We start from the raw sequence: 12,843 nt of genomic DNA on the forward strand, positions 1-12,843 counted from the left end.
AACGGTCGGGAAACTGACATCAGTTGCGCGTTGGCGAAGCCGGCAGTTTGATCTGTGCTGCTTCGCGCCATCTTTGCTGATCTTTAATGGAAGTGCTTGTCGCGGCATTGCTGCCTAGCAGTAGCGCGCTGTAGATGGCCTGTTTCATGCCGTCGGCGCCGAGCTTGGCGAATTGAACCATGTCCATACCAAGTGCCGCACTCACCTCATCGATATGTCTTGGCGCTGCGAGATTTTCAATATCTACAAGCGCCGCCTTCAAAATTGCTCTTTGCTGAAAGTTCACAGGATCCTCCCATCCTTTTCCTAAGCTGATTTTCCCCCAAAAGCCCATTAAGGCGAAGTGTGGATGCCCATTCTTCAATTGTGACACGAATTGAAAGATCCTACAACTTCTTATATTATAAAATGGTAATATCCAATTTACGAATACAAAGCCGTGACTTGCGCGTGGGGAAATACAAGCGGGTGGCCAAAATAGAAAGACGCTCAATGGCTGTAGATATGTCCTCGTCGGTTAAATCAATATGTGACCTCTTTTTGGGCTTGCCCCTAACTTAGACCTCTCACTTCGTGCAGTGCGACCACCTATTGTTCGTCAGAAGATAAAGTCACTGCTTTGAAGCTGAACGACGCCATCGACGTGGATCGAAAAGTCCGCAGTCCCATCCCCATTGATATCGCCGTAGATATAGGTCTCGGACCCTGTATTGACGTAGCGCAACTCGCCGACTTTCTCTGAGAATGCTCCAGTCCCGATGAAATCGAAGGCTTGACCGCCATTGACGGCGGTGTTCGCATCGATCACGCTGAGATTGATTATATCGCCTTCAGCCTGAGAAAACTGGTAGATGTCGTCGCGACCGATGGAGGTTAACGTCGACGGATCGAGCCAAGTGAAGACGAAGGTGTCGGCGCCTGTCCCGCCGTAGAGATTATCAGCACCTTCGTCGGCATAAAGTCGGTCGTCGCCGGCCCCCCCGTAGAGCGTGTCGTCGCCGTCGCCGCCCACCAGCTTGTCCGATCCTGCGTCGCCGTAAAGCCTATCACTATCGCTATAGCCATAGAGCGTATCATTGCCAACTCCCCCGACCAACCTGTCAGCGCCGCCCTGGCCCACGAGCATGTCGTCACCGTCTTGGCCATAAAGCCGGTCGGCGCCTTCACCGCCATAGAGCCGATCGTTATCCCCGCCGCCACTGAGGATATCGTCGCCCTCACCTGCAACGATCGTGTCGGCACCGGCGTCACCGCTCAGGTCATCGATTGCTGCCCCACCGTAGACGATATCGTCTCCGTCGCCGCCGGTGATCGTATTCGCGCCGGCTTCGCCCTTGAGTGTGTCGTTACCGGCACCGCCATCTATTGTATCGTTACCGGCACCGCCGTAGACGATATCATCGCCCGCCCCTGCGGAAACCACATCGGCGCCGTCCTGTCCCTGGAGCTTGTCAGCGCCATTGCCACCCACAATCCTGTCGTCGCCGGCGCCGGCGCGAACTACGTCATCGCCACCATAGCTGTAGATGACGTCAGCAAGCTCACCGCCTGTAAGCACATCATTGCCGATCGTACCGGTTGAATCTGCCGAATAGTCGCTCGTGCCGTCATCGGCTGTCACGGTGCTCACCAGGCCGCCCAACCCGTCTCCTGTTTCGTGAGAAAAATCAAACCCATAAAATGATACCTGGCCAGCGCCGGTACTGTTCGTCTCATTGTTTCCCAGATAGGCACCCGCCTTGAAGTAGAACTGTTCGCCGTCCCAGACAGAACTGACCGTTGTGACCGACTTGTAAGTGTACCCGTCGGCATAGACGATGACCGTCAGCGTATCGCCCTGGACGTCAATCTTGTAGGAGAACTGCTCCCCAAGGGAAACTTGCGGCGTGTCGCCGTCCGCATTGGTGAGCTCGAATTTCAAAGAATCGTTGCCGTCTCCGCCCTTGTCGCTCTTGAAATAGACCTCTCCATTGTCCCAATAGAGCCTGACCAGCTCCTCTTCCGAACCATGAATCTGGCCGACGACGATACGCCCATCCGCACCATCCATCGTTTGCGGCGCCTCATCGACCTTCAAGGTCGCGGTCATAGTGCCTCCTTCATCTACGCTCCAGGAGGCTAACGAGTGACCATCCATCTCGCGCAGCTCCGACCTCGCGCAGGTTGTACCCTTGGTCAAGGCGCCGTCAGTGATCGCGCGAAACACCATCGCCCCATCGTCGGCTGTATAAAAATAGGACGAATGTTCGAAACCCGTGAGATCTAGAACCTCCAAAGCCGTACCAACGGTTCCACCGTCCTCGTCGATCGGCAGGCAGAGTTTCCAGCTCACTAAATCGAAGTTATCGGAATTTGTCGCCACTAACTCGTCCTCAAAGGGGGGATAATATCTCGTCTCATCAGGAACTTGGGTCTATGCGGCCATCGAGACTGTTCGTCGAAGACGCTAACAAACTCTGAGAGCGCGCTTCGGTACGAATGATCTCCGACGAAAGAGCTGAAACCGCTCCATCAATCGTTTTGCTTGCCCTACTATGCAGGAAGAATTGCTACGGGAACGTAAAGGTCACCGCGAGGGCCTAACATTGCAAACGCCCATGCCGAGCATAGCGGTGCCTTGTATGGCCGGAGGCGCAAAAGCCCCAATCAATCGCGGCCGTCGAAGCCGTGCTGTTCGTCACGCCCGAATACAATCGATCCATACCCGGCGGGCTGAAAAACGCAATCGACTGGGCGAGCCGCCCCTACGGCACCAATTCGTTCACACGTAAGCCATCAGCGGTGATCGGCACGTCGCCGGGCGCGATAGGCACAGCAGTCGCCCAGCAGAATTTGCGCAGTGTGCTCAGTTTCTGCAACTCTCCCCAGATGAATGCCCCGGAAGCCTATATCCAGTTCACACCGGGGCTGATTACCGATGACGGTGAGGTGACCAACGACACTACCGCCGATTTCCTTCGCACTTTCATGCAGGACTTCCATGTGTTCATCGCAAGGGTTCGCTCAGTGCTGCCGAAAGATGCCTAGCGCATCGGCCCAAAATCGGAATCGATTTTCGGAAGCACGATGCGCAGATTCAAAAGCCTAATCTCCGTAGTAGTAGATCGGCTCCCGAGTGAGTTCGCCCTGCCCGATATGCCGGTACAGTTGCTTGCCGAGGAGCCAGAAGGCGATTGCCTCGGTCCTCATGCAGAAGACGTAGTCGCCGTCTCTCCAATACGTGGCGGCCGACGACGAGAGAGGAAACAGATAGTCGCCGGCCTCATAGAAAACTGCCCTGTCCGATTCACAGTCATAGAGGTACCTCTCCTGAGCAGCCACGTGACCCTCCCGACAACCGTCCCTGAGAAGCCTACACCAATGCTTCAGGCTTCGCGGACACACCGCTTGCCGGCGGTGATCGAGCGACTCGAGCCCGAACCGCAAAGCCCATTCCAATAGAGCTTGCTTATTTAGGGTTTTTCAACATGCCGATGGGTAGAATTTGATACCTTCTTCTCAGTCGACGCTCCATAGTTGTTCTTTTGGCAACCACAGCGAGATTTGATTGCAAAAATCTGCGGCAGCATGTTAGCAATGTCTCAAAAAGATTGATGCGGGAATGAGAGATTCTAATCTGGCTGCGTATATGCAAAGTCAAGCTAGTGAATTTGTTTCCTATTATGGGAATAGCCTAAGACTCGTAAAATGCTCTGCAAAGGTTGCCCAGGCCTACAGAATCGTAGGCGCGGGAGATGCGACCCTTTGGCAGGTCTATCCAGAGCTGCTGGTTTCCGATCGCAAGCCGTTTGTCGAAGCCGTGCTTGCCGGCGGCCTCCCGCGCAATATTGCGATTGAACCTGGCGCGTCCGATGAGGACCGCAATCTTCTCCTTTTCAGCACAGAGCGGGGACTCGGCGTCATCGAGACGCGAAATGAGGTCGCGCGCTCGCAAGCGTCGATCGCAGATACAGATCGGGCTCTGCTTCTCTATCAGGCCAGACACGACGCTTTGACGGGATTGCCCAACCGCCGCCAGTTCAGCAGCGATCTTGCGGCAGATCTTCCGTTGCGTGGCGGGCACAAGCTTGCACTGATGCAGATCGATCTCGACGACTTCAAGCCGGTCAACGACACCCTTGGTCACGGCGCCGGCGATATCGTGCTCAAGATGACGGCGGAACGAATTCAGGCGGTGCTCCGCAATGGGGAGACTGCCTACAGGCTCGCCGGCGATGAATTTGCCGTCATCCAATGCCATGACGATCAGCCTGCTGAAGCAGAGCGGCTCGCCGAATCGCTGGTCCATGCGTTCAAAGAGCCGTTCACCATCGACGGGATCGATGTCTTTGTAGGCGCAAGCGTCGGAATCGCCGTTGCGCCAAATGACGGAAACGACGGCGAGCAGTTGATGAAGGCGGCCGACATCGCCCTCTACGCCGCGAAGAACGATGGACGCGGCCGTGCGCGGACATTCAACCGCTCGATGCTCATCATGCTGGAGCAGCGCGAGATGCTGAGGCGCAGCTTACGTGTCGCGCTCCAGGAAGGGCAGTTCTTCATTGAATACCAGCCGCTCGTCGAACTGCCGGAAGGGATCGTCGGCTTCGAAGCGTTGCTGCGGTGGCATCATCCCTATGCTGGAGTCGTTCCGCCGAACCTTTTCATTCCCATGGCCGAAGCTGACGGCCTGATGGGAGAAATCGGAGAGTGGGTGCTGGAAACCGCCTGCCGCCAGGCGACAACGTGGCCCTCGCACTTCATTGTTGCGGTCAATCTTTCCCCAGCCCAGTTCCTACTCGGTGGGTTCACCGATCGCGTAGCGGGAATCCTTGACAAGGTCGGACTCGCGGCCGATCGGTTGGAACTCGAGATAACGGAAACCGTCTTGCTTGAGCGCACGACCAACAATCTTGACACGCTCAACACGCTCGAGGTCCTGGGTATCCGGATCGCGCTCGACGACTTCGGTACCCGATATTCGTCCCTGAGCTACCTGCAGAACTTTCCTTTCGATACGATCAAGATCGACAAGCACTTCATCAACGATGTCGAGACGAACCGGAACACCCAGACGATCGTGCGCTTCATCATTGGGCTTGCTCATGGATTGGGGATGCGGGTCACTGCGGAAGGCGTCGAGACTGTCGGCCAGGCTGCCTGGCTAGGCAGAAGGAAATGCGACCGGCTACAGGGAAACCTCTTGGGCGCCCCGATGGCTGCCGAAGCTATCGGGGATTTCTTGCATCATCCCTCGTTTGCTACTTTGTAAAGAAGATCGGAGTCTGGATCTGCTAGGGTCCGAACCCATAAGGGGGGTTCCGTTGGGCCCCGCTCAAGCCGCTGTAGCTCGCCGCGAATTTCCGGAATTTTGACAGCGAAAACCGGAAAAATGGATTCTCCGGCAAACCCGTCAAAATCATTCAGAACGCATCCTTGAAGCCGCCTCAAAGGCGGATTGAAAGGCGGGGCCTAGTCATTGAACCGAGGACGGTTCCAGTCGTGGCATATGCCCGCCGCGTCGCTGATCGCGCAGTCGTCCTGGGCGACGGTCAGTGGCACGCTCCAGACGGTCCCGACCATTAGGCGCTTCGTGCGTTAACTAACTCGAAATAATGTTCTTGCTGGAACCTGCAACTGGTGGTTCAATCTCGCCGGGATATGGGGTTCTGCGGATATGACCGAAGTCGTGATCAGCGTGGCCGCATCGCGTCGGCCGATGGCGTGGTTGAGCGTGTCTTGCGGCGTCTTCGCGATCGTCGCGTTCGGCATCGCGCCCGCACTTTACGTGCGGAACCTAAGTGCGTTCGCGTTGCAAGTCGTCCCGGCGGCAGCTGTTCTATCAATCGCTGTCCTCCTGGCTGCCTCCATCATCCGGCAGCCGGCCGTGCCCCTCTCCCACCTGGCCGGTATTCTTAGGCGCCGAGGCGGCGGAGTGCTTGGGATCGCCGCTTGGATGTGCATCGGCATGGCGGCCTTCTGGACGGTGAAGTTCCAGATCCCGCACGTCGTTCCGTTCTACGCCGACCCCGCCCTTGCAGCGATCGATCGCGCCCTTCACTTCGGTGATCCATGGCGTTGGGCTCATTCCTTTTTGCCAGCGGAGGCAATGCCCTCGATGCTTATCGTCTATTTCCCGCTTTGGCTGCTCGCATTCATTGGCTGCATAGCCCTGGTCGCCTTCCATCCGAGCGATCGGCTGCGATCGCGATATCTCCTGTCATTCGCCGCGACATACGTGTTTTTGGGGACAGTGGTTGCGGCTCTGGGCGCTTCCGTTGGGCCAATATTTTATGACCGATTTTTCGATGATGGCCGGTTCGGCGATCTCGTTGCGACGCTCAAACAGAACCCGGGCGAAAGCTATCTTTTCTTTGTCGCCGATCGGCTCTACACCGCCTATGCTTCAGGTGCCGAGGACATCTTCGCCGGCATATCGGCAATGCCGAGCATCCATGTGGCGATCGCGACCCTCAATGCGCTCCTGCTGGCACAGCTCAGCCGCTGGCTTGGGGTTGTCGGCTGGACCTTCGCTGCCCTTACGCTTTTCGGCTCGATCTACTTCGGCTGGCACTACGCGGTGGACGGGTATGTTTCTGCTGCTGCCGTTTTCTTTTTTTGGCGGCTCTTCGATGCGCCGAGCCAGAACAAGCAATCATCGGGTGTCACATGTTAGAACTCATCGACCTGAAGGCGATACTGATCATCGCCATGATCTTCATTCCGCTTGAGCGGCTTCTTCCGCTTTACGCTGATCAGGAAATGCTGCGAAAGCACTGGCTGAACGACGTGATCTATCTCTTCTTCAACGGTATCCTGATCAAGCTCGGTTTCGTCGCCCTGGTCGGCGCGATGATGTTCGCCATCCGGCTTGTCATCCCGGAAGGCATGTTCGCTGTGGTGCAAGCGCAGCCGATATGGTTGCAGGCGATCGAGGTCACTCTTGTTGCCGATATAGGCTTTTATCTAGCGCACCGCGCCTTCCATTCTGTGCCCTTCCTCTGGAAGTTTCACTCTGTCCACCACAGCATCGAAGAGATGGATTGGCTGGCCGCGCATCGTGTTCATCCGGTTGACCAAATCGCGACCATGACTGCCTCCATGCTCCCGGTTTACGCCCTTGGCTTCTCCGGATCTGCGATTGCGATCTATGCTTTCATTTATCAGGCGCAGTCGCTTCTCATCCATTCAAACACTCGGATCAGGTTCGGTCCTCTAAAATGGGTGCTCGCGTCGCCGCAGTTCCATCACTGGCACCATGCCAACGAGCGACAGGCCTACGACAAGAACTTCGCCGGGCAGTTGCCCTTTATCGATGCCTTGGCAGGCACTTTATACATGCCTGAGCGGATGCCGAGGGTCTATGGCACAGATGACCCGGTTCCTCCGCTTTACCACCAGCAACTTGCCTACCCTCTCAAACAGATTGCCGGTCGAGTGCCGGCGGCTGAGGTATCAGCGCAAACGGGAGACTCACGTCCATGATCGGCAGGCTCGAAGACTTTCTCGGAAAGGTTTTTCTGGTGCTTGTTTTCTTCTTCCTGGCGCTGCAGCAGATCGCCTCGATCGTCACAATCATTCGGCTTCGCGAGAGCGTGGAGTTCTGGCCGCTTGCTCTCTCTTCGCGATTGGCGGGCTTGCTGTTCCTGTGTCTGGTCGTCGGCCTGACGGTGGTTCGTCTGCCGCCACGGCAGAACGCGGACGGGATAGAGCCTCGACTGAGTGCACTCGCGGGGACGTTTGGCTTGATGGTCCTGATAGTACTGCCGCGAGGAACGGTAGGACCGGAGCTCTTGATCGCCGCGACCGTCCTGATGCTCGTCGGTGCTGCACTGTCGATCTACTGTCTGTTCTGGCTAGGGCGCTCGTTTTCGGTCATGGCAACGGCCCGCAAGCTCGTCACCAGCGGACCCTATGCGATAGTCCGGCATCCGCTGTATCTCGCGGAGGCTTTCAGCGCTGTAGGCTTTCTGATCGCCAATTGGTCGTTGGCTGCTTTGCTGGTGGGAACTGCTCATTTTGTCTTCCAATTCCGACGGATGTTCAACGAGGAACGCGTTTTGCGAAGCACCTTTCCGGAGTATCCTGGCTATGCCAGCAGGGTTCCGATGTTCATTCCGCGACCGCTGACCCCCGTCGCGAGGTCGGAAAGAGGATAACGGCTATGCCAACCAAATATCGACCTCCGAAACCGAAACCGGACCACGTCGCCACCGAATGGCGCATGCTCGCGCTCCTACTCATCCTCGGTCTCTTCGCGGCGATCAAACTAGGGCAGTTCGATGTTGACGCGGATTGGGTGCTTACCCTCCCTTACAACTGACGGTCTTCGAAACCGGAAGCACGGTCATCATCCGCATAGCTGGCAATAACCGCGATGCCAGTCGGGTGCTTCTGAGCCAGCGAGTCCCTCATGCTAGAGTCCCGATATCGGTTCCGGCGCGGCCTGATTAGGGTCGAGATAGAGGATCTTGTCGGGTAACGGCGATAGCCCGAAGGCCGATCGGAGCTTGCCCGTCGTCGCGTTCGCCAGCAGCTTCGCCTTGACCGCCTGCACCTGCGAGCGTGACGTCAGCCGGTTATGCCCTTGCAGCATGCAGGCGATAACACCGGCCGTTCAAGGGGCGGACAATGATGTCCCGCGGTACGTGCGGTAATCACCAACTCCCTGCACCGGGGCCGCCGCATAACGGACCATCAGTGCGGGGGCCATGATCTCGACGGCCGTCCCGAAGTTGGTGCCGTCGGAGCCGTAGTAATAGGGGGTATCGTTCATCCCTAGCCCGCCGGCGCAGATTGCGTCCGGTGCTTCCGCAGGAAGCATGTTGCGGGTTTCACAAAGTACGGGACAAGGATTTCAGTAAGTCGCGGACACCGATTTCAGTAAGTACGGGACAGCGATTTCACTAAGTCGCGGACAGATATAGCGACGGATTTAGATCGATTTTCGTGAGCGCCGATCTGGCACTTTGCCCTCGTGTTTTGAGCGAGGACATGATGCCCAGACGGAAGCAAGCGAGACATACGGACGTGAAGGACATCCGATCGATACTGCGGCTGACGTTCGAGCAGGGATTGTCGATACGCGCCGTTTCTGAACGGCTGAAGATGAGCAAGACGTCGGTTTCGACTATCTGCTGCGGGCGCGGGAAGCCGGGCTTGCGGTCTGGCCCCTTCCACCAGGCCTGGACGAGGACGATGTTCTCGAGCAATCATCATCCCCTTGAACAAGCTGGATGTGGACTCGAGAATCTACGCCAATGCAACATGCCGGATTACAGGGTGTGGGGATCAGCCACATTCCCGCAAATGGCGATGAACGCTTCGGCCGGTGTTTTGTAGCCGAGGCATTTGCATGGCTGCGCATTCAGATGATGGGCAAGGTCGACGAGCTGTTGCTGGGTGATGTTGGATAGGTCGGTGTCGCCAGGCATGAAGCGGCGGATCCGCCTATTCTGCACCCGACCGGTATATACGTTCGAGGATCCTTCGATGGCAGCAAATGCAAGCCGACAGCACGACGATAAAAAGAAGCGTCCCGAGCGGTGAGGATAGCGGCAGGAAAGACCAGTCGCCGCGCAGCAGTCGCGGCAACGAAAAGCTGGAAAGGCCGGCTTGCGCCACTGCCGCCCGCCCCATAGTGAGACCGATCGCGAGCAGCGCGACATGCGCATGGATGAAACCTGACCGCAAGTGTCGTTGTGGCTGCAAGGCGAGCTGAATCCCGAAGAGCGATGCAAGAATCAGTATCGCCGTAGCGATCCAAATTCCGACTCCAGGTACCGCAAAAAGCAGATAGATAGGCTCGCGCATGATCGGAAGAATCGCCATATAAAGCCACCAGGCGGATGGGCTTGAGGGAGAGTATTCCAACAGCAGCATGCTGATGAGGAAGACCGCCGCTGTCGCATAAGCCAGGGATGGTCCCAGTCGCACCAAAGTGAACATAGCGGTCCGCATATGACTTTTATCCTTTGGCCTTACGGTCACGCTACGACCGATAGGAGCAATATAGGTGACGCTTGATTAATTTTTACTCTACCAATCACAATCCGCGAAGCGCGTCTTTCGAATCGCGCGCTTCCAAAAACTGGCTCATTTTGCCTCATAACGGGCTGCGCATCTGTCGTTATTTTGCGACTGTTTATCTAAATTATTGAGTTATTATCTTTTTTTCAAGAAGATTTCTCGTGGACACATCCGAATGCTTGGCTAGGATGCTTGAAGGATCGGGGGATCAAATTGCAAATGCTGCAGGTTAGTGCTCGGATTAGGTGCATTGCATTCTTGCTTGCGAGTGGAGCGATCCTGGTCGGGTGCCAGTCGTCCGGCGTTGATAATCTGGCAGCTTATGGCGACAGCGCGAAGACCGTCGAGGATGATTCAGCCGTCGCCTTCTACAAGAACGACGAACTTATCACCATTGGCAAGCTGCAGTTTCAGGAAAAGAACTACGGAAAATCATACGCCATTTACAAGCGCGCGGTTAACGTCTTTCCGGAAGATCCGGCCGCCTGGCTCGGCTTTGCGGCCTCTGCAGATATGGTCGGCCGCTTCGATACCTCCGACCGCGCTTACCGGGAACTCGGAAGGATGATCGGCAATACCCCGGTCTACTACAACAACATCGGATACTCGCACCTCTTGCGCGGCGACCTTCCCGGCGCCAGACGGTACTTTCTGAAAGCCTACGAGCTTGATCCCGCAAACGAAGTGACCGCCCGGAACCTCGAATTGTTGAAGAACAGCGTGAATTTCGCACAACGGAGGTAGGTTTTCGGCGATTCGGGCTCCCAGTCGACACTCCGCCGACGGACAGCCTGGCGTCGTTGCCCCTTGTGAACCGACACGGTACGTACTAGGACGATTCGCGTCGCCGGGCGGTTGTGTTGGAGATTTCGGTGAAGTCGCGGTTTACTGCACCTTCCGGAGTATAAGCTTCCCTTCCGGTGAGACCGTTCGCTCGTAGCGCGGCAGGTCGTCGACCGCGACGCCCTTAGCATCGATGGACGTTAAACTTTCATCCGGAGTCTGATATCCAGCTGGCGGGGCAGCGGGCGATGGCGCGAAATATTGTGCCGGTTCCTTGCCAGGCGCACTCAGCACCAAAGCTCCGCCAACGCGCGAAGCAAACGAACCAGAGCGCATCCGTTCATTCATTATGAAAATCGTCTTTTGCAGGCTTTCCGTCTGCTGCCGGATGACTGCCACTTCATCAGCCTTCGCATTTCCGGCAAAATTGCGCCCCTGCTTGTCTACCTGCGCTTTCAGGCCATCGATCGACCTCTTGAGCGCGACAATCGTCTCGCGGCTCTCGCGCAAATCCGCTGCGTTTTTGGCAGTATAGATCAGAATACCTGCATTGATCGGCAGAAGCATCACAACCATGGCGATGAGCGGGGCATTTCTTGGGTGCCTCTGCTCTCCGGTCTTTCGCATACCGCGCAGTTTGGCGTCGTCCGCTTCGGCGTCGAGATTCGGGATGCTTGTCATTCGCTTTGCTCCACCGCTCGTCATCACGTCATTGTTTCAGGCATTCCTTAATAAGGCTGGCAACTTATTCCAGAGTGAACACCCCTTCCCAGGCCCGTTCCAGCATATCCAGCGACGCGACCTTCGGCATTCCATTGAATTCGCAGTAAGACCCGACGAAGTCGAGAATATACTTCGGATGATAGCAGGACGCGAGCATCGTGCCATGGTACTTGCGATCATAAAAATGGTTCAAATCAATATCACTGACATCTATCGCGGCACCGCCGGCATACGACTTGAAAATTTGGATGTATTCTTCGCGCGACGGGTTATTCACGAAGATCTTGTACTTCAGACGTCTAAGGCCAGCCTCGTCGGAAAGATCCTTCGGGGCGATGTTCGTCGAGAAGACGACCAGCTCGTCGAATGGAACCTTGAACTTCTTGCCGGTGTGCAGCGTCAGGAAGTCGTATCCACGCTCGAGGGGCACGATCCAGCGATTGATAAGCGATTGCGGCGCCACCTGCTGGCGCCCGAAATCGTCGATGATGAAAACGCCGCCGGATGCCTTCAGATGCACCGGCGCTTCATAGACATTTGGTCCTTCGTTGAAGGTGAGATCGAGCAGATCGAGGGTTAATTCCCCGCCGGTCTTGACCACAGGACGACGGCATTCGATCCATCGCTGATCGGCCCTCGGATAAGGTTTTGCGTCAGCCCCGGCTATGGGTTGATGCACAGCTTCGTCAAAGAAACTGATGACATGGCCGCCAACCTCGATGGCATGGGGCACAAAGATCGTTTGGCGAAACAGTTGCGACGTCCGCTCGGCAATGCTCGTCTTTCCGTTTCCGGGCGGTCCGTAAAGCAGGATGGAGCGACCCGAGTTCATGGCCGGACCGAGCTTTTCGACCAGCGAATCCGAAAGCACCAGCCCCTCAAGGCTCTCGATCAGCCGCTCTGGGGTCACGCGCTCGTCATGGATGGACTGTAAACTCACTTGACGGCAGAAAGCGTCCAGCGATACCGGCGCCGGTCCGACATACTGGGATTGACGCGACGCCGCGCGGGCATATTCGAGGCCATTTGTCGAAAGCGCATAGCGAATGTCGGATCTCACATCCTCGCCGGCCAGGCCCCGAGCCTCCAGGAGTGCGAGCTTCACAAGTTCCTTGATCAGGATATTGGCCAGCACTTTCGGCAATTTCATGCGATCGGCAAGGTGAGATGCCGTGATTGTATCCTGCTCGGCCGCACATTTTGCCGCCAGCCTAAGCAGGAACGACGATTCCAGGCCCGTCTCCTCCAGGCTTGCAGGCGCCATCGGCATCCGTGGATCGAGGGGTATTACGACATCTTGACGGTTCTGTTCGGGCGAATACTGCATAC

Annotated in this window: 14 protein-coding genes and 3 pseudogenes; 8 read left to right on the forward strand and 9 right to left on the reverse strand. The window is 56.5% G+C overall.

Annotation, left to right across the window (positions count from 1 at the left end):
- Nucleotides 1-19 precede the first annotated feature (19 nt).
- Nucleotides 20-373, reverse strand: a complete 354-nt coding sequence (locus tag N2599_RS29815; protein ID WP_156915348.1) for a hypothetical protein — start codon at nucleotides 371-373, stop codon at nucleotides 20-22.
- A 225-nt stretch (nucleotides 374-598) separates the two neighbouring features.
- Nucleotides 599-2,362, reverse strand: a complete 1,764-nt coding sequence (locus N2599_RS37690; protein WP_051336761.1) for a polysaccharide lyase family 7 protein — start codon at nucleotides 2,360-2,362, stop codon at nucleotides 599-601.
- A gap of 284 nt (nucleotides 2,363-2,646) precedes the next feature.
- Here N2599_RS37690 and N2599_RS29830 point away from each other — a divergent pair.
- Nucleotides 2,647-3,027, forward strand: a pseudogene (locus N2599_RS29830) (NADPH-dependent FMN reductase); the annotation flags it as partial.
- A 57-nt stretch (nucleotides 3,028-3,084) separates the two neighbouring features.
- On the opposite strand, the gene N2599_RS29835 reads toward N2599_RS29830, so the two are convergent.
- Nucleotides 3,085-3,321, reverse strand: a complete 237-nt coding sequence (locus tag N2599_RS29835) for a hypothetical protein (RefSeq protein ID WP_027509820.1) — start codon at nucleotides 3,319-3,321, stop codon at nucleotides 3,085-3,087.
- A 307-nt stretch (nucleotides 3,322-3,628) separates the two neighbouring features.
- Here N2599_RS29835 and N2599_RS29840 point away from each other — a divergent pair, with 307 nt between their 5' ends.
- The 5 genes from N2599_RS29840 (at nucleotide 3,629) to N2599_RS29860 (ending at nucleotide 8,302) form a co-directional block, all read left to right on the forward strand.
- Entirely contained in the window at nucleotides 3,629-5,251 is a 1,623-nt protein-coding gene (locus tag N2599_RS29840) for a putative bifunctional diguanylate cyclase/phosphodiesterase (protein WP_084606448.1), read from the forward strand.
- Between the two features lie 405 nt (nucleotides 5,252-5,656).
- Complete coding sequence (locus N2599_RS29845) at nucleotides 5,657-6,655, forward strand: phosphatase PAP2 family protein (protein WP_051336547.1); 999 nt, start codon at nucleotides 5,657-5,659, stop codon at nucleotides 6,653-6,655.
- Between the two features lie 86 nt (nucleotides 6,656-6,741).
- Nucleotides 6,742-7,464 (forward strand): sterol desaturase family protein, encoded by a 723-nt coding sequence (locus N2599_RS29850; RefSeq protein ID WP_245209237.1) that lies wholly within the window; start codon nucleotides 6,742-6,744, stop codon nucleotides 7,462-7,464.
- Complete coding sequence (locus N2599_RS29855; protein ID WP_037141837.1) at nucleotides 7,461-8,138, forward strand: methyltransferase family protein; 678 nt, start codon at nucleotides 7,461-7,463, stop codon at nucleotides 8,136-8,138. Before N2599_RS29850 ends, N2599_RS29855 begins: the two co-directional genes overlap by 4 nt.
- A 5-nt stretch (nucleotides 8,139-8,143) precedes the next feature.
- A complete protein-coding gene (locus N2599_RS29860) occupies nucleotides 8,144-8,302 on the forward strand; it encodes a hypothetical protein (RefSeq protein WP_156915263.1) in 159 nt (52 codons plus the stop codon).
- 93 nt (nucleotides 8,303-8,395) lie between these two features.
- On the opposite strand, the gene N2599_RS29865 is transcribed toward N2599_RS29860, so the two are convergent.
- Nucleotides 8,396-8,575 carry a hypothetical protein gene (locus tag N2599_RS29865; protein ID WP_027509817.1) on the reverse strand — a complete coding sequence of 60 codons (180 nt, stop codon included), beginning with the start codon at nucleotides 8,573-8,575 and terminating at the stop codon, nucleotides 8,396-8,398.
- A gap of 21 nt (nucleotides 8,576-8,596) precedes the next feature.
- Nucleotides 8,597-8,755, reverse strand: a complete 159-nt coding sequence (locus tag N2599_RS29870) for a hypothetical protein (RefSeq protein WP_156915262.1) — start codon at nucleotides 8,753-8,755, stop codon at nucleotides 8,597-8,599.
- Between the two features lie 221 nt (nucleotides 8,756-8,976).
- On the opposite strand from N2599_RS29870, the pseudogene N2599_RS29875 reads away from it, so the two are divergent.
- Nucleotides 8,977-9,191: pseudogene (locus N2599_RS29875) on the forward strand (IS21 family transposase); the annotation flags it as partial.
- A 79-nt stretch (nucleotides 9,192-9,270) separates the two neighbouring features.
- On the opposite strand, the pseudogene N2599_RS29880 reads toward N2599_RS29875, so the two are convergent.
- Both N2599_RS29880 and N2599_RS29885 read right to left on the reverse strand, forming a co-directional pair.
- Nucleotides 9,271-9,434 (reverse strand): annotated as a pseudogene (locus tag N2599_RS29880) (IS30 family transposase); the annotation flags it as partial.
- Nucleotides 9,430-9,939: a hypothetical protein gene (locus tag N2599_RS29885; protein ID WP_027509814.1), complete on the reverse strand. Its 510-nt coding sequence runs from the start codon at nucleotides 9,937-9,939 to the stop codon at nucleotides 9,430-9,432. The gene N2599_RS29885 and the pseudogene N2599_RS29880, both read right to left, overlap by 5 nt.
- Nucleotides 9,940-10,227: 288 nt before the next feature.
- On the opposite strand from N2599_RS29885, the gene N2599_RS29890 reads away from it, so the two are divergent.
- Nucleotides 10,228-10,752 carry a tetratricopeptide repeat protein gene (locus N2599_RS29890; RefSeq protein WP_027509813.1) on the forward strand — a complete coding sequence of 175 codons (525 nt, stop codon included), beginning with the start codon at nucleotides 10,228-10,230 and terminating at the stop codon, nucleotides 10,750-10,752.
- Between the two features lie 141 nt (nucleotides 10,753-10,893).
- On the opposite strand, the gene N2599_RS29895 is transcribed toward N2599_RS29890, so the two are convergent.
- Nucleotides 10,894-11,472, reverse strand: a complete 579-nt coding sequence (locus N2599_RS29895) for a hypothetical protein (RefSeq protein WP_027509812.1) — start codon at nucleotides 11,470-11,472, stop codon at nucleotides 10,894-10,896.
- A gap of 64 nt (nucleotides 11,473-11,536) precedes the next feature.
- Nucleotides 11,537-12,841 carry a DUF8689 domain-containing protein gene (locus N2599_RS29900; RefSeq protein WP_027509811.1) on the reverse strand — a complete coding sequence of 435 codons (1,305 nt, stop codon included), beginning with the start codon at nucleotides 12,839-12,841 and terminating at the stop codon, nucleotides 11,537-11,539.
- Nucleotides 12,842-12,843: the final 2 nt, after the last annotated feature.

It is taken from the genome of Rhizobium sullae, from assembly GCF_025200715.1.
GTDB lineage: Bacteria > Pseudomonadota > Alphaproteobacteria > Rhizobiales > Rhizobiaceae > Rhizobium > Rhizobium sullae.

What these genes read in the sequence shown, in the direction of transcription:
- N2599_RS29870 (WP_156915262.1), bottom strand. Translation starts at nt 8,755, where the DNA reads ATGAACGATACCCCCTATTACTACGGCTCCGACGGCACCAACTTCGGG.
- N2599_RS29845 (WP_051336547.1), top strand. Translation starts at nt 5,657, where the DNA reads ATGACCGAAGTCGTGATCAGCGTGGCCGCATCGCGTCGGCCGATGGCG.
- N2599_RS29860 (WP_156915263.1), top strand. Translation starts at nt 8,144, where the DNA reads ATGCCAACCAAATATCGACCTCCGAAACCGAAACCGGACCACGTCGCC.
- N2599_RS29900 (WP_027509811.1), bottom strand. Translation starts at nt 12,841, where the DNA reads ATGCAGTATTCGCCCGAACAGAACCGTCAAGATGTCGTAATACCCCTC.
- N2599_RS29855 (WP_037141837.1), top strand. Translation starts at nt 7,461, where the DNA reads ATGATCGGCAGGCTCGAAGACTTTCTCGGAAAGGTTTTTCTGGTGCTT.
- N2599_RS29895 (WP_027509812.1), bottom strand. Translation starts at nt 11,472, where the DNA reads ATGACAAGCATCCCGAATCTCGACGCCGAAGCGGACGACGCCAAACTG.
- N2599_RS29850 (WP_245209237.1), top strand. Translation starts at nt 6,742, where the DNA reads ATGCTGCGAAAGCACTGGCTGAACGACGTGATCTATCTCTTCTTCAAC.
- N2599_RS29890 (WP_027509813.1), top strand. Translation starts at nt 10,228, where the DNA reads ATGCTGCAGGTTAGTGCTCGGATTAGGTGCATTGCATTCTTGCTTGCG.
- N2599_RS29885 (WP_027509814.1), bottom strand. Translation starts at nt 9,939, where the DNA reads ATGCGGACCGCTATGTTCACTTTGGTGCGACTGGGACCATCCCTGGCT.
- N2599_RS29840 (WP_084606448.1), top strand. Translation starts at nt 3,629, where the DNA reads ATGCAAAGTCAAGCTAGTGAATTTGTTTCCTATTATGGGAATAGCCTA.
- N2599_RS29865 (WP_027509817.1), bottom strand. Translation starts at nt 8,575, where the DNA reads ATGCTGCAAGGGCATAACCGGCTGACGTCACGCTCGCAGGTGCAGGCG.